The 22,122-nt window shown below is 60.6% G+C and carries 26 protein-coding genes; 11 read left to right on the top strand and 15 right to left on the bottom strand.

Going from position 1 to position 22,122, the window contains the following annotated elements:
* The first annotated feature begins 151 nt into the window (after window positions 1–151).
* From AC1Z24_RS03305 to AC1Z24_RS03290, 4 genes are read left to right on the top strand one after another with little or no spacing between them, the layout of a single operon-like run.
* Window positions 152–1,717: a glycosyltransferase 61 family protein gene (locus AC1Z24_RS03305; RefSeq protein WP_483744515.1), complete on the top strand. Its 1,566-nt coding sequence runs from the start codon at window positions 152–154 to the stop codon at window positions 1,715–1,717.
* Window positions 1,714–2,112, top strand: a complete 399-nt coding sequence (locus AC1Z24_RS03300) for a sugar 3,4-ketoisomerase (protein WP_259104644.1) — start codon at window positions 1,714–1,716, stop codon at window positions 2,110–2,112. The genes AC1Z24_RS03305 and AC1Z24_RS03300 overlap by 4 nt, the downstream gene beginning before the upstream one ends.
* A gap of 2 nt (window positions 2,113–2,114) precedes the next feature.
* On the top strand, window positions 2,115–3,230 hold the full coding sequence (locus AC1Z24_RS03295) for a DegT/DnrJ/EryC1/StrS family aminotransferase (RefSeq protein ID WP_483746512.1): 1,116 nt from the start codon (window positions 2,115–2,117) through the stop codon (window positions 3,228–3,230).
* Window positions 3,227–4,300, top strand: a complete 1,074-nt coding sequence (locus tag AC1Z24_RS03290) for a CDP-glycerol glycerophosphotransferase family protein (protein WP_483744514.1) — start codon at window positions 3,227–3,229, stop codon at window positions 4,298–4,300. The genes AC1Z24_RS03295 and AC1Z24_RS03290 overlap by 4 nt, the downstream gene beginning before the upstream one ends.
* A gap of 11 nt (window positions 4,301–4,311) precedes the next feature.
* On the opposite strand, the gene AC1Z24_RS03285 is transcribed toward AC1Z24_RS03290, so the two are convergent.
* From AC1Z24_RS03285 to AC1Z24_RS03270, 4 genes are all read right to left on the bottom strand, one after another.
* Window positions 4,312–5,193, bottom strand: coding sequence for a LysR family transcriptional regulator (locus AC1Z24_RS03285; RefSeq protein ID WP_483744513.1), 882 nt, complete (start codon window positions 5,191–5,193; stop codon window positions 4,312–4,314).
* 141 nt (window positions 5,194–5,334) lie between these two features.
* Window positions 5,335–6,087 (bottom strand): maleate cis-trans isomerase family protein, encoded by a 753-nt coding sequence (locus AC1Z24_RS03280; protein ID WP_483744512.1) that lies wholly within the window; start codon window positions 6,085–6,087, stop codon window positions 5,335–5,337.
* Window positions 6,088–6,305: 218 nt separating this feature from the next.
* Window positions 6,306–6,947 (bottom strand): DUF1109 domain-containing protein, encoded by a 642-nt coding sequence (locus AC1Z24_RS03275; RefSeq protein ID WP_483744511.1) that lies wholly within the window; start codon window positions 6,945–6,947, stop codon window positions 6,306–6,308.
* Window positions 6,947–7,516 (bottom strand): sigma-70 family RNA polymerase sigma factor, encoded by a 570-nt coding sequence (locus tag AC1Z24_RS03270; RefSeq protein ID WP_483744510.1) that lies wholly within the window; start codon window positions 7,514–7,516, stop codon window positions 6,947–6,949. Before AC1Z24_RS03270 ends, AC1Z24_RS03275 begins: the two co-directional genes overlap by 1 nt.
* A gap of 261 nt (window positions 7,517–7,777) precedes the next feature.
* Here AC1Z24_RS03270 and AC1Z24_RS03265 point away from each other — a divergent pair, with 261 nt between their 5' ends.
* From AC1Z24_RS03265 to dxs, 7 genes are all read left to right on the top strand, one after another.
* Window positions 7,778–8,044: a BufA1 family periplasmic bufferin-type metallophore gene (locus AC1Z24_RS03265; protein ID WP_073163725.1), complete on the top strand. Its 267-nt coding sequence runs from the start codon at window positions 7,778–7,780 to the stop codon at window positions 8,042–8,044.
* A 27-nt stretch (window positions 8,045–8,071) separates the two neighbouring features.
* The gene (bufB, locus tag AC1Z24_RS03260) at window positions 8,072–8,926 is read left to right on the top strand and encodes an MNIO family bufferin maturase (protein WP_483744509.1); all 855 of its coding nucleotides are present in this window, start codon (window positions 8,072–8,074) and stop codon (window positions 8,924–8,926) included.
* A complete protein-coding gene (locus AC1Z24_RS03255) occupies window positions 8,923–9,669 on the top strand; it encodes an HvfC/BufC family peptide modification chaperone (RefSeq protein WP_483744508.1) in 747 nt (248 codons plus the stop codon). The genes bufB and AC1Z24_RS03255 overlap by 4 nt, the downstream gene beginning before the upstream one ends.
* Before the next feature lie 15 nt (window positions 9,670–9,684).
* Complete coding sequence (locus tag AC1Z24_RS03250; protein WP_483744507.1) at window positions 9,685–10,131, top strand: DoxX family protein; 447 nt, start codon at window positions 9,685–9,687, stop codon at window positions 10,129–10,131.
* 185 nt (window positions 10,132–10,316) lie between these two features.
* On the top strand, window positions 10,317–10,559 hold the full coding sequence (locus tag AC1Z24_RS03245) for an exodeoxyribonuclease VII small subunit (RefSeq protein WP_259104622.1): 243 nt from the start codon (window positions 10,317–10,319) through the stop codon (window positions 10,557–10,559).
* Window positions 10,556–11,443 (top strand): (2E,6E)-farnesyl diphosphate synthase, encoded by an 888-nt coding sequence (ispA, locus tag AC1Z24_RS03240; RefSeq protein WP_483744506.1) that lies wholly within the window; start codon window positions 10,556–10,558, stop codon window positions 11,441–11,443. Before AC1Z24_RS03245 ends, ispA begins: the two co-directional genes overlap by 4 nt.
* A 264-nt stretch (window positions 11,444–11,707) precedes the next feature.
* Window positions 11,708–13,603: a 1-deoxy-D-xylulose-5-phosphate synthase gene (dxs, locus tag AC1Z24_RS03235; RefSeq protein WP_483744505.1), complete on the top strand. Its 1,896-nt coding sequence runs from the start codon at window positions 11,708–11,710 to the stop codon at window positions 13,601–13,603.
* A gap of 144 nt (window positions 13,604–13,747) precedes the next feature.
* Here the strand turns inward: dxs and AC1Z24_RS03230 are convergent, their stop codons facing one another.
* The 11 genes from AC1Z24_RS03230 to nrdR all read right to left on the bottom strand — a co-directional run bounded on the left by AC1Z24_RS03230 (window position 13,748) and on the right by nrdR (window position 21,994).
* The gene (locus AC1Z24_RS03230) at window positions 13,748–14,167 is read right to left on the bottom strand and encodes an MFS transporter (protein ID WP_483744504.1); all 420 of its coding nucleotides are present in this window, start codon (window positions 14,165–14,167) and stop codon (window positions 13,748–13,750) included.
* Entirely contained in the window at window positions 14,164–14,781 is a 618-nt protein-coding gene (gene ribA, locus AC1Z24_RS03225) for a GTP cyclohydrolase II (RefSeq protein WP_259104617.1), read from the bottom strand. The genes AC1Z24_RS03230 and ribA overlap by 4 nt, the downstream gene beginning before the upstream one ends.
* A 114-nt stretch (window positions 14,782–14,895) precedes the next feature.
* The gene (locus tag AC1Z24_RS03220; protein WP_483744503.1) at window positions 14,896–15,681 is read right to left on the bottom strand and encodes an ABC transporter substrate-binding protein; all 786 of its coding nucleotides are present in this window, start codon (window positions 15,679–15,681) and stop codon (window positions 14,896–14,898) included.
* A 9-nt stretch (window positions 15,682–15,690) separates the two neighbouring features.
* A complete protein-coding gene (locus AC1Z24_RS03215; protein ID WP_483746511.1) occupies window positions 15,691–16,161 on the bottom strand; it encodes a phosphatidylglycerophosphatase A family protein in 471 nt (156 codons plus the stop codon).
* A 35-nt stretch (window positions 16,162–16,196) separates the two neighbouring features.
* Window positions 16,197–17,162, bottom strand: coding sequence for a thiamine-phosphate kinase (gene thiL, locus AC1Z24_RS03210; RefSeq protein ID WP_483746510.1), 966 nt, complete (start codon window positions 17,160–17,162; stop codon window positions 16,197–16,199).
* A gap of 159 nt (window positions 17,163–17,321) precedes the next feature.
* Complete coding sequence (nusB, locus tag AC1Z24_RS03205; protein WP_483744502.1) at window positions 17,322–17,819, bottom strand: transcription antitermination factor NusB; 498 nt, start codon at window positions 17,817–17,819, stop codon at window positions 17,322–17,324.
* Entirely contained in the window at window positions 17,816–18,292 is a 477-nt protein-coding gene (gene ribH / locus AC1Z24_RS03200) for a 6,7-dimethyl-8-ribityllumazine synthase (RefSeq protein WP_259104612.1), read from the bottom strand. The genes nusB and ribH overlap by 4 nt, the downstream gene beginning before the upstream one ends.
* A gap of 137 nt (window positions 18,293–18,429) precedes the next feature.
* Window positions 18,430–19,521: a bifunctional 3,4-dihydroxy-2-butanone-4-phosphate synthase/GTP cyclohydrolase II gene (gene ribBA, locus AC1Z24_RS03195; RefSeq protein WP_259104611.1), complete on the bottom strand. Its 1,092-nt coding sequence runs from the start codon at window positions 19,519–19,521 to the stop codon at window positions 18,430–18,432.
* 17 nt (window positions 19,522–19,538) lie between these two features.
* The gene (locus AC1Z24_RS03190) at window positions 19,539–20,201 is read right to left on the bottom strand and encodes a riboflavin synthase (protein ID WP_259104610.1); all 663 of its coding nucleotides are present in this window, start codon (window positions 20,199–20,201) and stop codon (window positions 19,539–19,541) included.
* Between the two features lie 192 nt (window positions 20,202–20,393).
* Window positions 20,394–21,488, bottom strand: a complete 1,095-nt coding sequence (gene ribD / locus AC1Z24_RS03185; protein WP_483744501.1) for a bifunctional diaminohydroxyphosphoribosylaminopyrimidine deaminase/5-amino-6-(5-phosphoribosylamino)uracil reductase RibD — start codon at window positions 21,486–21,488, stop codon at window positions 20,394–20,396.
* 41 nt (window positions 21,489–21,529) lie between these two features.
* On the bottom strand, window positions 21,530–21,994 hold the full coding sequence (gene nrdR / locus AC1Z24_RS03180) for a transcriptional regulator NrdR (protein ID WP_259104609.1): 465 nt from the start codon (window positions 21,992–21,994) through the stop codon (window positions 21,530–21,532).
* Window positions 21,995–22,122: the final 128 nt, after the last annotated feature.

Here is a 22,122-nt window from a genome sequence, read left to right as displayed (position 1 = left end):
CGCTACCGAACTCCGTTGGCCGACCTGCGGCATGGGTCGGCCCGCTCTACACCACTGTTCCATGACAGGCATTCATGTAGCGATGCAGGCTTGAGGCAGGGAGTTTTCAGTTTTTCCGGCGCCCGTTCGTAAAGGTGCCAAGAGGTCATGTATGGCGGCGGCAGAACAAAAAAAACGCGTCCTTATTTTTGGCACCGGCGCAGGCGGGATCAACTTCTATAAAAGCAGTCGTGGCCGCTACAACGTGATCGGTTTTCTCGACAACAATCAGCAGAAACACGGGCAGAGCCTGTTCGGCAAGACCATTTACAGCCCGCAAAGCCTGAGCGAGCTGCACTTTGACCAGATCATTATCGCCAGCGATTACTACCGTGAAATCTACCCGCAACTGGTCGATGAACTGGCCGTGCGCGAAGAGCAGATCAGCATTTTCCATCGGCAACTGGAAGCCCCAGGCCCCGCCCAGCGTCTGAGCGCTTACCTGGAGCGCGTCGGTTATGCCTTGATGTGCCAACGCTCAGGCCTGATCAGCGAGCTGCTGTTCAGATTCTTCTTTGCCAGGCAGTACGACATCCGCCGCTACACCTTGTGCTGGCTCGATGAAGCCGCTGCCAACAAGGTGAATGTGCTGCGCCCGGCTCGCCCCGGCAGCGTACAAGGCCCGCGTTATCTTGGCCGCGAGGTGGCGCCCAGCCCCATAACCTTGCCGGAAGTGGCGCTTTACCGCTTCAGAAACGCCCAGGTCTGCTCGGTTTCGCGCTCGGTGATCCTGCCGGGCGAGCGGCTGGTCGTCGAGCGGGTGACCACCTCCAAGACTACTGCAGCTGACTACAGCGGCGCGCACCTGCTTTACCATGGCCGGGACCTGGCGCTGGTGCGCAAGGGCATTCAGGCCGAGCCTCTAGACAAGGGGCTGCTGATTACCGGCGTCAGCGAAGTGAATTACTACCACTGGGTCCTGGAAATCCTCAGTCAGCTGCAATTCGTCAGCGAGCTGCCGCGAGAGTACGACGACTATCCCGTGCTGATTTCCGCGCATAGCCAGAATATTCCGGCCATCAAAGCATTGATCGAGGCCATCGGCATCCCGCGCCCGGTGATCTTTCTCAAGAGCGTGGCGGCGTACTGCGTCGCAGACTTGCTGATGATAAGCGCGCCCAACAACTGCATCGCCAATTTCCAGGGCTCAGCGCGGGGCATCGCCGAAAACAGCTTCGCCCGGCCGGAATCGATCCGGTTCCTGCGCGACAGGGCCCTGCCCTTGGCCGCCGATATTAATCCGGCAACCCTGCCCAAGCGGGTGTTCCTCGGCCGCAAGGGTTTCCTGCGCCCATACAATCAGGCTGAAGTACTGGCGCGCCTGGAACCCCTGGGATTCACCTGCGTGTACATGGAGGAGCAGGACATCCATCATCAGGTTGCGATCATGGCCAACGCCGATATCATCATCGGCCCGACCGGTGCGGCCTGGACCAATATCCTGTTCGCCACCAAAGGCGCCAGGGCGTTGTGCTGGATGGCCGAAGAAGCCGGGGCGATTTCGTTTTTTTCCAACCTTGCAGCTATCGTCGACGTTGAAATGGATTACATCCCTTATCAGGCAAATACCTCTGACTCCAGAGAGATTTACTACAAGGGATATTCGATCAACACAGAGACCATCGTGAAGTGGCTCACGAAGGATAAGTCGGCCTCCTACAGCGAAAAGACATCATGAAAGTCCATTATTTGCAGTTGCAGGCCCATGGTGACGAGCGCGGCTCACTGATCGCCCTGGAGGAAGGCAAAAATATTCCCTTTCAGGTCAAGCGCGTCTACTACATGTTCGATACAGGCGAGGGTGTACGTCGGGGCTATCACGCCCACAAGTCCTTGAAGCAGGTGGCCATTGCCGTGCGTGGCTCGTGTCGTTTCATGCTGGATGACGGCACAGAAAAAATCGATATTCGCCTCGATAACCCCAATCAGGGATTGCTGATCGAATCCTTTATCTGGCGGGAGATGTACGACTTCTCTGCCGACTGCGTGCTCATGGTACTGGCCGACAATCTCTACGACGAAGCCGACTACGTACGCGATTACCCAACCTTCCTGGCCATGGTGACGGCATGACGATGAACATTCCCTTCCTCGACCTGAAAGCGATCAATCACGAATACGCTGATGAGTTGAAGGCGGCCTGCGCCAGGGTCATCGATTCTGGCTGGTATCTGATGGGCGAGGAACTGCGCCAGTTCGAAGCCGAATTCGCCGCGTATTGCGGGGCCAGCCACGCCATCGGTGTCGCCAATGGCCTGGACGCTCTGTCGCTGGTGCTGCGCGCCTGGAAAGAGCAAGGCAAGCTGCAGGACGGCGACGAAGTGATTGTGCAGAACAACACCTTTATCGCCACCATCGCCGCCATTACCGAAAACGGTCTGACGCCGGTACTGGTGGACATCGACCCGGCCACGTACAACCTGGATATCAGCGCGGTCGAAGCAGCCATCAACGACAAGACGCGCTTGATCCTGCCGGTGCATCTCTACGGGCAACTGGCGCCCATGCCACGCATCATGGCCCTGGCCGCCCGGCACAAGCTGTTGCTCCTGGAAGACTGCGCCCAGGCCCACGGCGCCAGCCTGCAAGGGCGCAAGGCGGGCAACTGGGGCGACGCGGCGGCATTCAGCTTCTACCCCGGCAAGAACCTCGGCGCCCTTGGCGATGCCGGGGCCGTGGTCTGCAACGATGCCGAACTGGCGAGCCTGGTGCGAGCACTGGGCAACTATGGCTCGCGCGTCAAGTATCAGCATGACCATGCCGGGGTGAATAGCCGGCTGGATGAAATCCAGGCTGCTGTGCTCCGGGTCAAGCTGGCGCGACTGGATGCCGACACCGAGCGACGCCGGTGCATTGCCGAGCGCTTTCTCGCCGAAATCCGCAACCCTTTGATCAAGCTGCCCCATGTCACCGAGCGCGGAGCGCACGTCTGGCACCTGTTTGTCGTCGCCTGCCCATACCGCGAGGACTTGAAGGACTACCTGGCCAGACACGGCATCCAGACCAATATCCATTATCCGCTGGCCATCCCTGAGCAAAAGCCCTATCGCCATCTGACGGTCTCTGCCCGAGCCCGCGATGCTGCGCTGAACCAGCAGATTTTGTCGCTGCCGCTCTATCACACGCTCAGCGATGCCGAGCAAACCTATCTGATCGCCACGCTGAACGCATTTAACAGGGAAGCAAAATGAGTATTCAGGCACTGCTTGCCAAGGATTTCAGGCCAATCGCCTTCATGGTCCATGTCGCCGAGATGTTCAATCACTATCAATCGATATGGCGGCTGCTGGGTGAGGACAGCTTCGACATCGTGATCCATGGCACCGACGAGGAACGCGCCCAAAGCCGGGCCCTGGCCAAAGCCTGGGGTTACCGCTGCTTCGAGAGCTCCAGCATCCTCAATTGCGGTCACCGCTACGACATCGTGGTCTCCAACCTGAGCATGTACGATCACGGTGATCAGCCGCTGATCAAAGCCCTGGGCAATATTCAGGTGCGTTTCATGTACGCCCTGGGCGCGGCCAGGCATAACTTCTCAGCCTGGAACAGCCACTACGACCTGATCCTCTGCTTCGGCCCCTGGGAGCCCAGGCAATTGAAACAGTGCTGCGACGCCGTGACCTTCCAGATGGGTTACCCACGTTATGACGACTACTTCCGCAAGCCGGAGCTGATCGGTGTGAGCCCGCCTGGGTTGACCCTGGACCCGGCCAAAAAAACCGTGCTCTGGCTGCCAAGCTGGAAGGAGTTGTCGTCGATCAGCCGTTTTGCCGATGCGATGGCCACGCTGTGCGACGACTACAACGTGATCGTCAAGACTCACCCACTGTCGGTAGAAGCCGAACCGCACGTGCTGGCGATTCTCGATCGCTATGAGTTCACCGCCGTGATCGTCACGGTCTACGACAACCTCAACCTGTTCCGCTGCGCCGACTATGTGGTGTGCGACTACGGTGGTACGGCGTTTGGGGCCCTGTATCTGGACAAAAACCTGCTGCTGCTGAACGTCCCCGGCGCCGAACAGAGTGACCTGACCGGAGAGAGTTCGCCGGATGTCCTGCTACGCCAGGAGATCGTCAATGTCGAGGAGGCGCAGCGCTGGGGTTTGCCTGCCCTGTTCGCCGATGACGCGCTATGGCAGGCCCAGACAAAAGCACGGCAGCGCCTTCGTCAGCAGTATTTCGTCAACAGCTATGGTTTTTCCGCCGAGATGGCCGCCATGGCCTTGTGCAACGTCGAAACCCTGCTCAAGCAAGGATAAAAACCACGCTGTTAATCGCCCAGCAAGTGGTCAAAAAACAACCGCGCCGCACTCGACAGCCCTTCCCGTGAGCGCACACACAGGCTCAGTTCACGCCGGGCCCAGGGTTCGTTGAGGTCGAGGGTGCGGATATTGGCCAGGTTGTACAGACCGACACTGCCAAGCGGCATGACGCCCAGGCCAATACCGGCCTGCACCATCAGGCCCAGGGCGTCGTAGTTGGACACTTCCATGCGGATTTTCAGCGAGCGGCCGACGTCGTTGGCCGCCTTGATCAGCTGGAAATTCAGGTGCGTGCCGCTTCTCAGGGCCACGAATGGCTCATCCAGAGCCTCTTCGAAACGTACGCTGTCGCGCCCGGCCAGGGGATGATTGTCGGGGACGAGCAGGACCAGTTTGTCTTCACGAAACCGGTAGACCTCGACGTCCGTCCCGTGGGGCAGGCGGGTGAAGATGCCGATATCAGCCTGGTTCTGGGCCACGGCCTGGGTAATCGCCAGGCTTTCGCGCTCTTGCAAGGCGATGTCGATCAGCGGGTAGCGATCCATGAACGAGCGGATCAGGGCGGGCATGAACTGGGTGATCGCGGAAATATTGGCCAGTACCTGCACCGAACCGCGCAGGCCATGGGCGTAGTCGCGCATCTGCACGACGATATCGTTGAGGTTATTCAGCGCACTGCGTGCCAGATACAGCAACGACACCCCCGCCGCCGTCGGCGTGATGCCCTTGTTACTGCGCACCAGCAGTTGCGCATCGAGCAATGCCTCCAATTCACTCAGACGCTTGCTCACCGCCGCAGCCGCAATGTGCTCACGCTTGGCGGCAGCAGCGATGGTGCCTTCTTCGATGACACTGACGAACAGGCGCAGCGAGACGGGGTCGAGCTTCATGCCATATCTCCAGGCAAACTCAAGACCGGTGGGACCGGCTTTAGCCGGGAAGAGGTCGGTGCAGTCCAAACACCTTCAGCGTCTGTACTGCAGTCTTCCCGGCTAAAGCCGGTCCCACAGGAAGCCCCGCAATCTAAATAATTACAGGGCGCCCGACAACAAATACCCGGCATTCGGCACTTTGGCTTCCAGGCCCAGGGTCTTGAGGATCTGGTAGACCGTGGCCACCGAGGCCGACAGCACCGGCTTGTCCAGGCGATCCTGCACCACCTGGATGGCAGGCAGCGAAGGCATCTGCACGCAACACGACAGCACCACGCCATCGGCCTGGCCGATATTCAGGCGGTCGGCGTGGGCGACCAGATCCATCGGGTCGAGGCGGCCGACGGCGAGGTTGTCCGAGACTTCCAGGCTGATGGAGTCGGTGACTTCGATTCCGGCGGCTTCGATGTAATCGATCACCTGCTGGGTCAGGGGCTTCATGTAGGGAGTGATAATGGCGATTTTCTTGTATTGCATCAGATTCAGGCTGTCGATCAACGCACCGGCTGAACTCAGCACCGGCGTCGGCGCCTGATTGGACTCCACGGCCTTGCTCAGGCGCGCCTGGGAAACACTGTGATAACCCGGCCCCTGGCACATGATCGCGACCAGGCAGGCATAGGCCATGACATCGACCCGCGCATCACTCAACTCCAGAGCGCAGCGATCACTGTCCACGTCCATTTTCTTCAGCTCTTCGGGGCTGACTTTCATCATGCGCATACGCGCCGAGTGAAAGGTGAAGTGCTCTTCAGGAAACAGCGGATAGCGCGACGTCAGCATCGCCGGGATCTCGGTTTCCATGGTGGTGTTGGAGCTGGGGACGATCTGGCCGATACGGAAGTTCTTCATGGTTCGCGGCTCGCAGTGATGAAAAGGCAGTCACTGCGATACTAGGAGGGCGAACCGGGGCGGCAAATCAGTCATTGGCGAGCTTGCCATCGTCAACGGCGATGGCAGCGTAGATTGAGATACGGCGATATGGTGAGAACGCCTGTAGGACCGGCTTTAGCCGGGAGAGCGCCCTCGCGGCTAAAGCCGCTCCTACAGATGTAACCTGCAGATGTAAATTACCAACGCAACCAATGCGGCCCCATGGCCGCGCCGATCAGGGTCGGTACCAGCATACCCAGCAGATACCAGATGCCCCAGAACGGCACGGCCATTTCCGGGCAATGCAGGCAGTAGGCAAGGGTCGCCAGGGAGCTGGCGAGCAGGCCGCCGCAGGCTCCGGCCAGCCTCGGTTGCGTCGGCGCCAGGCCACGCAGGGCCCAGAACACGGCGATAAAGCCCGGTATCGACAGCAGCGAGATATTGAAGGCACAGACCTTCCAGGTCTTGCCCAGCACCATGGCCACGCGCTCATCGGCTGGCGCCACGGCCAGGCCATACAAGGCGCCAACCCAGATCGCCACCACCCCGAGGGTCACCCAGAGCTTGCCGCCGCCAGCCGTCATGCCCGGGCGAGCCAGGCGCGTCACCATCAGCAGCGCGCCCACCATCAGGCTCAGGGGAAAGGCAATCTTGGCCCAGAAAATCGGGGTCGTCGCCACTTCGGCCAGATCAGGCCGCACGCCAAAGCGCAGCAGGATCACCAACAGAGCGCCCACACCGCCAATCAGGATCGCCAGGCTGAAGCGCTTGGCGATCGCCCTGGGATCAACGGGTTCGACTCCTGTCGAGAGCATGGAAATAAGATCGTCTGTGTTCATCATTTACCTCTGATCATGGCCGCCAGCGCCTTGAGGCCGCGATGCACGCCAATCTTTACCGCCGACTCGGAAAGTCCGGTCAACTGCGCCGTCTGCGCCACGGAAAGCCCCTCGAGCTTGACGTGCACGATCGGCAGTCGTTGTTTGTCCGGCAGCTCTTCGAGCAACTTGTCCAGATCGCGACTCGCCTGAGCCGGTTCAAGACAGGGCTCGGCAAACAGCTCCTCGGTGTCATCTATGGAATCGGTGAGGCCGTCGTGCCGCGAGCGTGAACGATAGAAATCGGCCAGCTTGTAGCGCGCAATGGCAAACACCCAGGCCGTCAACGGCTGCTCGGATTGATAGGTCTGGCGGCCGTTATGCACTGCCAGCAGGATCTCTTGCAGCAGATCCTCTATCTCATCCGGCTGACGCAGCAGCCGTGCCCTGAGAAAACCACGCAAATGCGTGCTTAACTCTCGCAGGAAACGCGCGTAGTCCGCCTGATTGCCCTTGAGCCCCGACAGGAAGAGCGTCTGAAGATCGATCTCTCGCCTGCGCAACGATTCGTTATGTGTAGTTCGGTCCATCAATCGCCCTGGTTACACAAAAGTTAGAAATTTTTTAATTGTTTTTCTCATAAGCGCGTTACGAGCGCGCACTCACTGAGCGCAAGGTGGGCAGTGAACTGAGAAACCCTGCCCGGCGCAAATTTTTTCACGATATTTCAAAAAATTTTTTCGATGGCTGTAACCGGTTGGCGTTTCACGACGAATTACTTCTCGGATCGCAAGCACAGCGACAAATTCGCTGAACTGTTGACCAACTAACTACATCCTCGGAGAAACACCATGAAAACTATGAATATCGCCGCTATCGCCATCGCCCTGTCTTCCGTTGCTGCCGGTTCTGTCATGGCTGCCGAAAAACCAGCGGCAATGGAAAAATGCTACGGCGTTTCCATGGCTGGCAAGAACGATTGCAAAGCAGGCGCAGGCACCACGTGTGCTGGCACCTCGAAAACCGACTATCAGGCCAACTCCTGGAAAAACGTTCCAGCCGGCACTTGCACCTCGATCAAGACGCCGAACGGCCACGGTACTCTGGAAGCCATGTAACCCGCCACATCAAGGGACACGTCGATCATGAAAACTTCCATAAAGATGGGCGCCGGACTTGGCCTCAAGGCAGAGCATTACGAGCACGCACTCGATTGCACCGCCGGCGGCCTGTGGTTTGAAGTCCATCCGGAAAACTACATGGTTGACGGCGGTCCCCGACTGGCCTGGCTTGAAGCGATTGGCAGTCGGCACCCGCTGTCCCTGCACGGTGTATCCCTGTCCCTGGCGGCCGATTGCCCGCCGGACATGGCACACCTGCAACGGCTCAAGGCGCTTGCCGATCGCGTTCAACCGGCACTGATATCGGAACACCTGGCCTGGTCAACCTGGCGAGGCCAGTACCACCCCGATCTGCTGCCGTTTCCACGCTCCCATGAAGCGCTGCAACGGATCGTCGACAACATTGATTGCACCCAGAACATCCTCGGGCGCCGGATTGCGATTGAAAATCCGACCCACTATTTAAGGCTCGACGGCCATGACTGGAGCGAGCTCGATTTTCTCACCGAGCTGAGCAACAGAACCGGCTGCGGGCTGCTGCTGGACGTCAACAACGTCTTTATCAGCGCGCACAACCAAAGCTTCAACGCCGCCAGTTACCTGGATGCTTTCCCCGCCGATGCGGTCATGGAAATTCATCTGGCCGGTCACACCGCTGACCCTGGCGACTCGAACCTGCTGATCGACTCCCACGACAGCCCCATTAGCGACGCGGTCTGGTCGCTTTATCAGCGCTTGATCAAACGCATTGGCCCAAGGCCGACGCTGATCGAGCGCGATGACCAGATCCCTGCCTTCGATGAACTGATGATCGAACGCAATCGGGCCCAGAGCCTGCTGGACACCCATCGGCACCTGCAATTGGAGACCGCACAATGAACCTGTCACTGGCCGGTTTTCAGGACGCCTTTATCAGCGCCCTGTATGGCAAGGACCCCGAAACCTTGCCGGTACTGACTGAACAGTCGGGGTTTCTGGTGTATCGCAACACCGTGATGAAGGGCGCCAGCGATGCCCTGCTGGCAAACTTCCCCACGGTGGAACGCTTGGTCGGCACCGAGTGGATGCAAGCCGCTGCGGCGCTCTATGTTCGCCAGTCGCCGCCCACCGATGCGCGCTTGCTCAATTATGGTAAAGGCTTCCCGGATTTCCTCGATGACTTCGAGCACGCTCGGGACCTGCCTTACCTGGGCAATGTCGCGCGCCTCGACCTGCTGTGGAACGAAGCGCACGGTGCCGAGGACGAACTCGCCCTCGACGTCGCCGCCTTTGCGGCCATCGAACCTGAGCTGTTAGCCAGCGTAAGACTCAAGCTGCGCGCCACCGCTCGCTGGAAATGGTTCGCCACTCAGCCGGCCTACACCATCTGGCGCTGCAATCGCGAACAGACCGACGTGCCTGCCGAACTGGAATGGGTCGGCGAAGGTGCGCTGATCAGCCGCAGTACCGGGTTCATCACCTGGTCACCCCTGAGCATCGGCGAGTGCGCCTTTCTCGATGCCTGCGCCGCCAATCTACCCCTGGAAGATGCAGCCGAACACGCAACCCAGGCCGAACCCGACCTGGACCTGATGAACATGCTCAGCCGCCTGATCGCTGCCGACGTATTTGCCGCTCACTGAGCATTGGAGAACACCATGAATCCGCCCCGCCTGCTCGTGCTGTGGAATGGTCTCGCCGACCGCATGCAACGCCTGATCAGTGACTCAACCCTGGCGCTGGTGGCACGGATCTCGATTGCCGCAATCTTCATCATGTCCGGGCGGACCAAGGTCGAGGGCTTTTTGACCATCAAGGACAGTACCTACGAGCTGTTCCGCACGGAATACAACCTGCCGCTGATCGACCCGCAAGTGGCGGCCCATCTGTCGGCATACGCCGAGCACCTGTTCCCGGTCTTGCTGATTCTCGGGCTGTTCAGCCGACTGTCGGCCCTGGCCTTGCTGGGCATGACCCTGGTGATCGAGATCTTCGTCTATCCCGATGCCTGGCCGACCCACCTGTCCTGGGCCGGGTTGCTGCTGATCATCATCAGTCGCGGTGCGGGGGCGATCTCGCTGGATCGGCGGTTGGGTATCAAATAGGCTCATTGTGGGACCGGCTTTAGCCGGGAAGAGGACAAGGCAGGCGATAGAAATGTATCGCTCTTGCCTGCGCCTTCCCGGCTAAAGCCGGTCCCACAGGTGGTCAACCTACCCCCATGTCATTTGCCCCAAAGCCCATGCTCTGCTAGTGTCGCGCCGGTTTAACCTCTACCGGAATACCCGCCATGGCCCGCAAGAAAGCTGCACTGGATTTCGAACAGTCACTCGCCGACCTGCAAACGCTGGTAGAGCGTCTGGAAAACGGCGAGCTGTCGCTGGAAGACTCCCTGACCGCCTTTGAACAGGGCATCCGCCTGACGCGTGACTGTCAGAGCGCGCTGGCCCAGGCCGAACAGAAAGTGCAGATCCTGCTCGAACGCGACGGCGAACTGGCGGAAGAACCCTTCGATGCGGAACAACCCGAATGATCGCTGACTATCAAGCTCGCAGTCAGGCCCGCGTCAATGCGGCGCTGGAGAGCCTGTTCGAAGCCCCAAGTCCTGAATTGACCCGCCTGTACGCCGCCATGCGCTACAGCGTGATGAACGGCGGCAAACGCGTGCGCCCGTTGCTGGTTTATGCCGCCTGCGAAGCTCTGGGCACTGACGCCGGGCAAGCCAATGGCGCGGCCTGCGCGGTGGAGCTGATCCATGCCTATTCACTGGTGCATGACGATCTGCCCGCCATGGACGACGACGATCTGCGTCGCGGCCAGCCCACCACTCATAAAGCCTTCGACGAAGCCTGTGCGATTCTCGCCGGTGACGGCCTGCAAAGCCTGGCCTTCAGCGCCTTGCTCAATGCCAGCCTGAGCCCGCAGAACGCCGAAACCCGCTTGCAGATGGTCGATGCCCTGGCCTTTGCTGCCGGCCCTGCCGGTATGGTGGGTGGTCAGGCTATCGACCTCGGCTCGGTCGGCCTCAAGCTTGATCAAGACGCCCTCGCCTTCATGCACCGGCACAAGACCGGTGCCCTGATCGAAGCCAGCGTCAAACTCGGCGCCCTGGCCAGCGGCAAGGCTGGTCAGAGCCAGCTCGACGCCCTGCAGACCTACGCCCGGGCCATCGGCCTGGCCTTTCAGGTGCAGGACGACATCCTCGACGTCGAAAGCGATACCGCGACCCTGGGCAAGCGCCAGGGTGCCGATATCGCCCGGGACAAACCGACCTACCCGGCCCTGCTCGGCCTCGACGCGGCCAAGGCCTACGCCCTGCAACTGCGCGACCAGGCCCTCGACGCCCTGCGACCTTTCGACACAGCCGCCGAGCCACTGCGGGCGCTGGCGCGGTTTATTGTTGAGCGGCGTAGCTGATCAGCCGCTTTATTCGCTGGCAAACTTCATGACCAACTGAATCAATCACATTGATTTGTGGGAGCGAGGCTTGCCCGCGAAGACATTTTCCCAGGCAGCGCATCATCCATCGAATGTACCGGCCTCTTCGCGGGCAAGCCTCGCTCCAACGGCACCTTTGCCCCGCATTTAGCTTCGCCCTGAACATCCATAAGCGCACCTTCATGGGCAGCATGCGCTGCATCAGGTAAACTGCCGCCTCTTTTACTTATAACGATTCGCCTGATGCCCACGACGTTCAAAGAGATTCCCCGCGAACGCCCGACCACGCCTCTGCTCGACCGTGCGCAAACGCCGGACGGACTGCGTCGGTTGGGAGAAGCCGAGCTGGAAGCCCTGGCCGATGAACTGCGCCTGGAGCTGCTCTATACCGTTGGTCAGACCGGCGGGCATTTCGGTGCCGGGCTGGGTGTGATCGAACTGACCATCGCCCTGCATTACGTCTTCGATACCCCCGACGACCGTCTGGTCTGGGATGTGGGCCATCAGGCGTACCCGCATAAAATCCTCACCGGTCGGCGCGAACGCATGTCGACCCTGCGTCAGAAGGACGGCATCGCCGCCTTTCCGCGGCGCAGCGAGAGTGAGTACGACACCTTTGGCGTCGGCCATTCCAGCACGTCCATCAGCGCCGCCTTGGGCATGGCCATTGCCGCCCGTCTGCAAGGCAGCGAGCGCAAGGCCATTGCGGTGATCGGTGACGGCGCCCTGACCGCAGGCATGGCGTTCGAGGCGCTGAACCACGCGCCGGAAGTCAACGCCAACATGCTGGTTATCCTCAACGATAACGACATGTCGATTTCGCGCAATGTCGGCGGCCTGTCCAACTACCTGGCCAAGATCCTTTCCAGCCGCACCTACGCCAGCATGCGCGAAGGCAGCAAGAAAGTGCTGTCGCGCCTGCCCGGCGCCTGGGAAATTGCCCGGCGCACCGAAGAATACGCCAAGGGCATGCTGGTCCCCGGCACCCTGTTCGAAGAGCTGGGCTGGAACTATATCGGCCCGATCGACGGCCACGACCTGCCGACCCTGATCGCCACTCTGCGCAACATGCGTGACCTCAAGGGCCCGCAGTTCCTGCATGTGGTGACGAAAAAGGGCAAGGGTTTCGCCCCGGCCGAGGTCGACCCGATCGGCTACCACGCCATTACCAAACTCGATCCGCTCAACGCACCGGCTGCCGCCCCGAAAAAGGCCGTAGGCCCGAAATATTCAGCGGTGTTCGGCGACTGGATCTGCGACATGGCCGCTGCCGACGAACGGCTGGTCGGCATCACCCCGGCCATGAAGGAAGGCTCTGATCTGGTGGCGTTCAGCGAACGCTTCCCGACGCGGTACTTCGACGTTGCCATTGCCGAGCAGCACGCCGTGACCCTGGCGGCGGGTATGGCCTGCGAAGGCAGCAAGCCGGTGGTGGCGATCTACTCCACCTTCCTGCAACGCGGCTACGACCAGTTGGTGCATGACGTGGCGGTGCAGAACCTCGACGTGCTGTTCGCCATCGACCGCGCCGGTCTGGTGGGCGAAGACGGCCCGACCCACGCAGGCAGCTTCGACCTGTCTTACCTGCGCTGCATCCCCGGCATGCTGATCATGACGCCGAGCGATGAAAACGAACTGCGCCGCATGCTCAGCACCGGCTACCACTTCGTCGGCCCCGCCGCCGTGCGTTACCCACGCGGCAGCGGCCCGAACGCGGTGATCGAGAGCAGTCTCGAGCCGCTGGAAATCGGCAAGGGCGTGATTCGCCGCAACGGTCAGGGCGTCGCCATCCTGGTATTCGGTGTGCAACTGACGCAAGCGCTGAAAGTCGCCGAGCGACTGGATGCCACGGTGATCGACATGCGCTTCGTCAAACCGCTGGACGAAGCCCTGATCCGCGAAGCTGCTGCCAATCACGAGCTACTGGTGACCCTGGAAGAGAACGCCGTCATGGGCGGTGCTGGCGCCGCTGTCAGCGAGTTCCTGGCGCGGGAAAACATCCTCAAGTCTGTGCTGCACCTGGGCTTGCCGGATGCCTACGTCGAACACGCCAAGCCTGCGCAGATGCTGGCCGAGTGCGGGCTGGATGAGGCGGGAATTGAAGCGGCGATCAATGAGCGGTTGGCGTTGATTGGCTGACACCCACAGACTGGAATGACATCGTGGGACCGGCTTTAGCCGGGAAGAGGACGGTATGGGCGATGCATTTTCGGCGCCAGTACTACCGCCTTCCCGGCTGAAGCCGGTCCCACAGTCCAGTGTTCACAGCACAAGGTCCGCACCTCACGCCAACTGCCGCGGTATCCGGTAGAGATACAACAACACCACACTGGATAGCGTCAGCAGGCACAGCGGCACTGCTTCCAGCCCGGTGAACACCGCTATCGCGGCAATCCATGCAGGCAAACTGGCAGCCAGCATCGCCTTGCGGCGGGCAGCATCAAGGTTGCGCCAGGCGGCATCTTCTTCAGGGGTGTCGAGGGCTTTGCCGGTAGCGATCAGGACGTGTTTGTAGCGGCCAAACGGGCGCAGGCTGACAAACATCGAGCTGATCCCGACGATAAAGGCGGGCATTGCCAACATCGGCGCCAGTGCTTGAGAAGCGCCGAACCAACGGCTGATGACTACCACCGGCAACACAACCAACAGCAACTGCCACCACCAGGCCAGAGCCAAACGGCGGCGTCTGTTATGGCGGGTCACGCCTTGTCGGTCTCGCTCTGGTGCTCGTTGCCCATCATGTGGCCAAGCTTGCCAGCCTTGGTTGCCAGGTACAGTTTGTTGTGCGGGTTATGGCCGGTGTGCAGCGGTACGCGCTTGGCGACCTTGATGCCCATGTCCGTCAGGGCTTTCACCTTGCGCGGGTTGTTGGTCATCAATGTCAGCGACTCGACGCCCAGATGCTGCAGCATCGGCAGGCAGATAGCGTAGTCACGCTGATCGGCGGCAAAGCCCAGGCGCTCGTTGGCTTCAACGGTGTCGGCACCGCCATCCTGCAGCTCATAGGCGCGGATTTTGTTCATCAGGCCAATGCCACGACCTTCCTGACGCAGATAGAGCAATACACCACGACCTTCGGCAGCAATGGCACGCAGGGCGGCTTCGAGCTGAGAACCGCAATCACAGCGCTGACTGAACAGGGCGTCGCCCGTCAGGCATTCCGAATGCACGCGACCGAGTACGGGAGCGCCATCGGCTATATCACCGAGGCTCAAAACGACATGTTCACGCCCGGTTGCCTGCTCAAGAAAGCCATGCATGGTGAATTGCGCAAAAGGGGTAGGCAGCTTGGAAGCAGCAACAAATACGACGGGCACCTTGTGCTCCTGATCTGTATGAGGGTGTGGATTAACAGGGCGGCATTGTAACAGTAGGTTCCTACAGACGCTTATGCCGAATTATTGAGCATTCAGATCAATAAGATCGATTGGTCATTTGCTCAAACCTCTGGTTTGCATGCCCGCCGCCTCGAAGGGATAAGGCCGCTTCCAGCGCTCGAAGACTGGCCGCAACTGGCCACTGGTGATCAATTGCTCCATACGCTCGTCATAGATCGTACGTAGGACCCGGCCCTTATCCGTGTCAGAAAACACCAAAAACAGAGGCAGATCTGTCAGATAAGTCGCCAGATAAAGGTCTGGTCTCGGGGTCTGGCTGAGCAGAAAATCAACTTCCGGCTGCGCGTCGATATAAAAATCCACCCGCGAGTGCTGCAACATCGACAGCACATTGTCGCGCCGCAACACTTCTTCGAATCGGCTGACACCGGGCAGATAACGCTGATACTGGTAACCGTGTATCCAGGCCAGGCGGTAGTGACGCAGGTTGATCAGGCTCGGTGCCGGGTTGTTGGCCAGCCCCAAGGCATAGATGCGATCAGCATCGAAATGCCAGCGTGGGTACAGCACGCCGTTGGTTTCGGCCGCGTAGGAGCCGACCCAGGCATCCACCGCGCCCTGCTTGACCAGGCCAACGGCTCGCACATAAGAGGCGGAGTTGGTTTTTACCGTGATCCCGCGCGGCTCGAACACCAGACGCAGGATGTCCCAGCCCAAGCCGCGACCATCAATGTCGGTGTAGTCACTGCGCGGCTCACCGACCAGAAAGATCTCGCTGATCACGGGCGCAGACGAATGCTCCTGAGCCGTCGCCGGAAAGATGGGTAAAAGCGTCGACAACATCGACCAGCACAACATCCACCATCTGCGACTGCTCATGATGCTCTCCTAGAGCAAATGCGTTCCCCAGATCAACGCTTGCACACCCAGCCAAGCGAAAACACCGGCCAGCACATCATCGAGCATGATGCCCGTCCCCCCATGCACATGGCGGTCGATCCAACTGATCGGCCACGGCTTGAGAATGTCGAAGAAACGGAACATCAAGAAGCCCGCCAATAGCCAGTACCAACCCTGGGGCACGTCCCACAGGGTGATCCACATGCCGACCATTTCGTCCCAGACGATGCCTTCGTGGTCATGCACGCCCAGATCGTCTGCCACCTTGCCGCACAGCCAGAAGCCGAACAGCGTGGTCAGCACCAGCATCAAGCCGTAACCCCAGCCCGGCAGCATCTGCCACAGCGGCATGAACGGCACCGCGACCAGCGAGCCCCAGGTGCCAGGGGCTTTAGGCATGGTGCCAGAGCCAAGACCGAAGGCCAGGAAATGCCAGGGATTGCTCCATACCGACGGCATCACGGCCTGGGCCGTAACCTGATTTGGCTGATCTGTCACCGTGTCTCCCGAAAATGTTGATAACCCCGCGTCAACGGAGTGATGTCCTGCCCATCGGCATCGGTCAGCACCACACCCTGCCCCGTTTCGACGGTGCCGATGACACGGATCGGCCAACCGGCATCGAGCAGTCCGGACAAAAACTCCGGCGGCAAGGTGAACGCTAGTACATAGTCATCGCCGCCGCTCAGGGCAGCCTGTTGTGCGGCGTCTTTTTCCAACAAACCAAGCAGTGCTGCCGACAGCGGCAGCCGCTCGCGCTCAATGCGCAGGCGCACGCCGGAGGCCAACGCGATATGCCCACAATCGGCCAACAGCCCGTCGGAAATATCCAGCGCCGCCGTAGCCTTGCCCCGCAGCGCCTGGCCCAGAGCCAATTGCGGCTGTGGCGACCAGTAGCGGGCCAGCAAAGTTTCGCTGATGGCGGCCGGGGCCGTGCGCTGGTTCAACACCAGAGCCAGGGCACCCGCACCCTCGCCGAGATCGCCACCGACACACAGCAGGTCGCCCACCCGAGCACCGCTGCGAGTCAGAGCCTGACCGGCAGGAACGTGACCGAAGACAGTCAGGGTCAGGCTTAGCGGGCCGCGCGTGGTATCGCCGCCGACCAGGCGCAACGAACAGAACTGAGCCATGACATTCAAGCCACGGGCAAAATCCTGCAGCCAGCCGGCATCGACTGACGGCAAGGTCAGGGCCAGGGTAAAGGCAGAAGGTGCGGCGCCCATGGCCGCCAGATCGCTTGCCGATACCGCCAGGGCACGCTGGCCCAGCAGGAACGGATCGCAGACCTCGGGAAAATGCACCCCGGCAACCAGGGTATCGGTGGACACCGCCAGTTGCTCGCCGGGCGGCAGGGTCAATAGCGCACAATCGTCGCCAATGCCCAGAGCAACACCTTCGCCCGCCTGAGCACAGGGCGCAGCGGCGAAGTAGTTGCGGATCAGTTCGAACTCGCCCATTTCAATCTCGTCACGCAGCCAGGCAAACATCGGACTAACGTGGGACCGGCTTTAGCCGGGAAGGCGCAGGCATGATCGACACATTTGTCTCACCAGTTATACGGCCTTCCCGGCTGAAGCCGGTCCCACAGAAGGTGCCGGGCGGCAGGCGCGCCCGAGTCAGCGCTTGTAGGCTTTGACTTCAGCTTCACGCAGGCGCGGGGCCAGTTTGTCCAGCACGCCATTGACGAACTTGTGGCCGTCAGTGGAGCCATAGACTTTCGCCAGCTCGATGCCTTCGTTGATCACCACGCGATACGGCACATCAACGCGCTTGAGCAGCTCGTAGGTGGACAGGCGCAGGATGGCCAGTTCGACCGGGTCCAGCTCTTCGATGGTCAGGTCCAGGCAAGGCTTGAGAGCGGTGTCGATCTCGGTGTTGTTGGTGCCCACACCGTGCAGCAGCTCGCGGAAGTAGACGCCATCGACATCCTTGAAATCATTGTCAACGCGGAACTGCGCTTCGATTTCAGTCATGGTGTGCTTCGCCATGTGCCACTGGTACAGCGCCTGGGTCGCCAGCTGGCGCGCTTCGCGACGCTTGGCGCTTTTGCCCTTGGCGGCTTCAGGAGACTTGGGGTCACGCGGGTTGAATTGATCGCTGTCGTCGGAAATCACTTGGCCTCCAACTGCGCCAGCAGGCTGACCATTTCCAGGGCGGACAGGGCAGCTTCGGCACCTTTGTTACCGGCCTTGGTGCCGGAACGCTCGATGGCTTGCTCGATGGAATCCACGGTCAGCACGCCGAAGGCAACCGGTACGCCGAATTCCATGGAGACCTGGGCGATACCCTTGACGCACTCGCCTGCAACATATTCGAAGTGCGGAGTACCGCCACGAATGACTGCGCCGAGGGCGACGATGGCAGCGAATTCGCTGCGCTGGGCGACTTTCTGCACGACCAGCGGCAGCTCGAAGGCACCCGGTGCGCGGACGATGGTGATGTCGCTTTCCTTGACGCCGTGGCGGACGAGGGCGTCAACGGCGCCGCTCACCAGACTTTCCACGACGAAGCTATTGAAACGGCCAACCACCAGGGCATAGCGACCTTGGGGAGCGATGAAGTTACCTTCGATGGTCTTCAGAGTCATTCGCGAGAGTCTCGTCTTTATAAAGAGCAAACACGCCAGTTCGGCGTGTTTTTATGGATTTTAGGCCACGAATCGTAACAGCAGGCAGCATTTGCTGTGAAAACGCGAAGGTTTTCACAGCGCGGCGCCCGCCGGATTTATTCGGAGGGCACGTATTCTACAACTTCCAGATCGAAACCGGATATCGCATTGAACTTCATGGGTGAACTCATCAGGCGCATTTTGCGCACCCCGAGGTCACGCAGGATCTGTGAACCGGCACCGACGGTGCTGTAAGTGGTCGGTGTCTTGACCACAGTCTGCCCGGCGGTTTCGCGAATATGCGCCAGCAGCACGTCGCCATCCAGCGGGTGACCAAGCAGCAGCACGACACCGCTGCCGGCCTCGGCAACAGTGCTCATGGCGGCGCGCAGGCTCCAGCGGCCGGGCTGGTTGACCATCAGCAGGTCGCGCAGCGGGTCCATGTTATGCACGCGAACCAGGGTCGGTTCTTCAGCGCAGATCTTGCCCAGTGTCAGGGCCAAATGGACGTCGCCCTCCACCGAATCGCGGTAGGTCACCAGGTTGAACTGACCCAGTTCGCTGTCCAGCGGCTGCTCGGCAATCCGCTGAACGGTACGTTCGTGGATCATGCGGTAGTGAATCAGGTCGGCAATGGTGCCGATCTTGATGTTGTGTTCGGCGGCGAACACTTCCAGTTCGGCGCGACGGGACATGGTGCCGTCATCGTTCATCACTTCGCAGATCACGCCACTTGGCTCGAAACCGGCCATGCGCGCCAGATCGCAGGCGGCTTCAGTGTGACCGGCGCGGGACAGGGTGCCGCCGGCCTGAGCCATCAGCGGGAAGATATGCCCGGGGCTGACGATATCTTCAGCCTTGGCATCCTTGGCAGCAGCGGCTTGCACAGTGCGGGCACGGTCAGCGGCGGAGATACCGGTGGTCACACCTTCGGCGGCTTCGATGGACACGGTGAACTTGGTGCCGAAACCGGAACCGTTGCGCGCAGCCATCAGCGGCAGCTTGAGGTTTTCGCAACGCTCACGGGTCATGGGCATGCAGATCAGTCCACGGGCGTACTTGGCCATGAAGTTGATGTGCTCGGCCTGCACGCATTCGGCGGCCATGATCAGGTCGCCTTCGTTCTCGCGGTCTTCGTCATCCATGAGGATGACCATTTTGCCCTGGCGAATGTCTTCTACCAGTTCTTCAATGCTGTTGAGCGCCACAAGGCACCCCCTTCAATTCAGGATTTGAGGTAGCCGTTGGCGGCCAGAAAGCTTTCGGTAATGCCGCCCGAAGTTGGTTCGGCAGCCTTGTCACCGAGCAGCAGGCGCTCCAGATAACGGGCCAGCAGGTCCACTTCAAGGTTGACCTGACGACCTGGGCGGTAGTCGGCCATGATGGTCTCGGCCAGGGTGTGGGGCACGATGGTCAGTTCGAACTCGGCGCCGTTGACTGCGTTGACGGTCAGGCTGGTGCCGTCGACGGTGATCGAGCCCTTGTGCGAGATGTACTTGGCCAGCTCGCGCGGCGCGCGGATGCGGAACTGGATGGCGCGGGCGTTTTCCTCGCGGGAAATCACTTCACCAATGCCGTCGACATGGCCGCTGACCAGGTGGCCGCCCAGGCGCGTGGTCGGGGTCAGGGCTTTTTCCAGGTTGACCCGGCTGCCCGCTTTCAATTCGTTGAACGCGGTCACGTCCAGAGTTTCGCGGCTGACATCAGCCCAGAAACCGTCGCCTGGCAGCTCCACCGCCGTCAGGCAGACGCCGTTGACTGCGATGCTGTCGCCCAGTTTGACGTCGCCCAGGTCGAGCTTGCCGGTTTCCACGTAAACGCGGACATCGCCGCCTTTGGGGGTCAGGGCGCGAATGCTGCCGATGGATTCAATGATGCCGGTAAACATGAGGTCCTCCAGGAGAACAAAGCCAGCGCTATAAGCGAAAGCCGAAAATTATACGCATTTCATCCAAACCTCGTGAAAACGTAGCGAGCGAAGAAAAGACAAGGCGAAAACAGGCGAGGAAGCGGAGTTTACTGGTTGTAAATGAGCATTCCGAGCCTGCTTTCAACGCAGTATTTTCGAGCGCAGTAGTTTTCACGAGGTTTGGGCAGGGATTGCGATGACTCGCCAGTCACTGCCCACAGCGCGCATTTCCACGATTTGCAGTTCCTTCGCCTCGCTCATATGCGACAGCGGCAGATCCAGCAGCGGCCGGGCCGAGGAGCCCATGAACTTGCCCGCGATAAAAATCTGATACTCATCGACCAGGCCCAGACGGGTAAAAGCCCCGGCCAGTCGCGGCCCGGCCTCGACCAGCACGTCGTTGACGCCCCGGGAAGCCAGCTCAACCAACAGCTTGCGCAGGTCGACATGCCCGGCCGTACTGGCCATGGCCAGCATCTCGTGGCCTTCCTCGTGATAGCGCACGCGGGCCGATGCCGCAGCGCAGGTCACGACCAGGGCACGACCTTCCTGAAAGAACGGAGCGGTCAACGGCACACGCAGGCGCCCGTCGATCAATACGCGCAGCGGCGGACGGGTGACGCATAAGGCGGTCAGCTCGGCATTCAGGCCCAGCTCATCGGGGCGTACGGTCAGGCGGGCACGGTCGGCCAGCACGGTATCGGCACCGGTCAGCACCACACTCGATTGCGCACGCAAACGCTGCACCGCGGCTCGGGCTTCGGGGCCGGTGATCCACTGGCTTTCGCCGCTGGCCATGGCAGTGCGCCCGTCCAGGCTCATGGCCAGTTTCACTCGCACGTAGGGCAGGCCCTTTTCCATGCGCTTGAGAAAGCCTTTGTTCAGCGCCCGCGCCTCAGCTTCCAGCACACCGCTCTGCACAGCGATGCCCGCGCTCATCAGGCGCAACAGGCCATGACCGCCGACATCGGGATTGGGGTCCTGCATGGCCGCAACCACCCGGCTCACGCCAGCGCTGATCAGCGCATCAGCGCATGGCGGCGTGCGGCCAAAATGGCTGCAGGGTTCGAGGGTCACGTAGGCGGTAGCGCCACGGGCCTTGTCGCCTGCCTGACGCAGGGCGTGGACTTCGGCATGGGGCTCGCCGGCACGGGCATGCCAGCCTTCGCCGACGATCTTGCCCTCACGCACGATGACGCAGCCGACCCGCGGATTGGGATGCGTGGAATAAATACCCTTGCGCGCCAACTCAAGCGCACGAGCCATGTAGTGGACATCCAAAGCGCTTTGTTCAGTCAAGCGGGCACTCACTCTTTATTCGGCTCGCGGGCCAGACGGTCGATTTCTTCGCGGAATTCGTTGAGGTCCTGGAAGCGCCGGTAAACCGAGGCGAAACGGATATAGGCCACTTCGTCGAGCTTTTGCAGCTCGGCCATGACCAACTCGCCCACGACCAGGGATTTGACTTCGCGCTCGCCGGTAGCGCGCAGCTTGTGCTTGATATGAGCCAACGCCGCTTCCAGGCGCTCGACACTGACCGGACGCTTCTCCAACGCCCGCTGCATGCCGGCGCGCAGCTTTTCTTCGTCGAACGGCTGACGGCTGCCGTCCTGCTTGATCAGGCGCGGCAACACCAGTTCGGCGGTTTCGAAGGTCGTGAAACGCTCGCCACAGGCCAGGCATTCGCGACGGCGACGGACTTGCTCACCCTCGGCGACGAGGCGTGAGTCGATGACTTTGGTGTCGTTGGCACCGCAGAAGGGACAGTGCATGGTGGCAGGCAACAATAAATAAGGTGGGTCATGTTATGGGTTGTTACGGTTTCAGCGCAACCCGACCGTCCAGCGGGCCACAAGACAAGTTTCCGGCTTTGCGGTATATAGACGCGCAGCACAGCGCT

It is taken from the genome of Pseudomonas sp. JL23 (genome assembly GCF_056933585.1).
Note: the sequence above shows the minus strand (reverse complement) of the source record. Positions and strands in the feature narration are given on the sequence as shown.

Excerpts from the sequence above, each read along its gene's own strand:
- AC1Z24_RS03305 (WP_483744515.1), top strand. The coding sequence starts at position 152 with ATGGCGGCGGCAGAACAAAAAAAACGCGTCCTTATTTTTGGCACCGGC.
- AC1Z24_RS03300 (WP_259104644.1), top strand. The coding sequence starts at position 1,714 with ATGAAAGTCCATTATTTGCAGTTGCAGGCCCATGGTGACGAGCGCGGC.
- AC1Z24_RS03295 (WP_483746512.1), top strand. The coding sequence starts at position 2,115 with ATGAACATTCCCTTCCTCGACCTGAAAGCGATCAATCACGAATACGCT.
- AC1Z24_RS03290 (WP_483744514.1), top strand. The coding sequence starts at position 3,227 with ATGAGTATTCAGGCACTGCTTGCCAAGGATTTCAGGCCAATCGCCTTC.
- AC1Z24_RS03285 (WP_483744513.1), bottom strand. The coding sequence starts at position 5,193 with ATGAAGCTCGACCCCGTCTCGCTGCGCCTGTTCGTCAGTGTCATCGAA.
- AC1Z24_RS03280 (WP_483744512.1), bottom strand. The coding sequence starts at position 6,087 with ATGAAGAACTTCCGTATCGGCCAGATCGTCCCCAGCTCCAACACCACC.
- AC1Z24_RS03275 (WP_483744511.1), bottom strand. The coding sequence starts at position 6,947 with ATGAACACAGACGATCTTATTTCCATGCTCTCGACAGGAGTCGAACCC.
- AC1Z24_RS03270 (WP_483744510.1), bottom strand. The coding sequence starts at position 7,516 with ATGGACCGAACTACACATAACGAATCGTTGCGCAGGCGAGAGATCGAT.
- AC1Z24_RS03265 (WP_073163725.1), top strand. The coding sequence starts at position 7,778 with ATGAAAACTATGAATATCGCCGCTATCGCCATCGCCCTGTCTTCCGTT.
- bufB (WP_483744509.1), top strand. The coding sequence starts at position 8,072 with ATGAAAACTTCCATAAAGATGGGCGCCGGACTTGGCCTCAAGGCAGAG.
- AC1Z24_RS03255 (WP_483744508.1), top strand. The coding sequence starts at position 8,923 with ATGAACCTGTCACTGGCCGGTTTTCAGGACGCCTTTATCAGCGCCCTG.
- AC1Z24_RS03250 (WP_483744507.1), top strand. The coding sequence starts at position 9,685 with ATGAATCCGCCCCGCCTGCTCGTGCTGTGGAATGGTCTCGCCGACCGC.
- AC1Z24_RS03245 (WP_259104622.1), top strand. The coding sequence starts at position 10,317 with ATGGCCCGCAAGAAAGCTGCACTGGATTTCGAACAGTCACTCGCCGAC.
- ispA (WP_483744506.1), top strand. The coding sequence starts at position 10,556 with ATGATCGCTGACTATCAAGCTCGCAGTCAGGCCCGCGTCAATGCGGCG.
- dxs (WP_483744505.1), top strand. The coding sequence starts at position 11,708 with ATGCCCACGACGTTCAAAGAGATTCCCCGCGAACGCCCGACCACGCCT.
- AC1Z24_RS03220 (WP_483744503.1), bottom strand. The coding sequence starts at position 15,681 with ATGAGCAGTCGCAGATGGTGGATGTTGTGCTGGTCGATGTTGTCGACG.
- AC1Z24_RS03215 (WP_483746511.1), bottom strand. The coding sequence starts at position 16,161 with ATGCCGTCGGTATGGAGCAATCCCTGGCATTTCCTGGCCTTCGGTCTT.
- thiL (WP_483746510.1), bottom strand. The coding sequence starts at position 17,162 with ATGGGCGAGTTCGAACTGATCCGCAACTACTTCGCCGCTGCGCCCTGT.
- ribH (WP_259104612.1), bottom strand. The coding sequence starts at position 18,292 with ATGACTCTGAAGACCATCGAAGGTAACTTCATCGCTCCCCAAGGTCGC.
- AC1Z24_RS03190 (WP_259104610.1), bottom strand. The coding sequence starts at position 20,201 with ATGTTTACCGGCATCATTGAATCCATCGGCAGCATTCGCGCCCTGACC.
- ribD (WP_483744501.1), bottom strand. The coding sequence starts at position 21,488 with ATGGCTCGTGCGCTTGAGTTGGCGCGCAAGGGTATTTATTCCACGCAT.
- nrdR (WP_259104609.1), bottom strand. The coding sequence starts at position 21,994 with ATGCACTGTCCCTTCTGCGGTGCCAACGACACCAAAGTCATCGACTCA.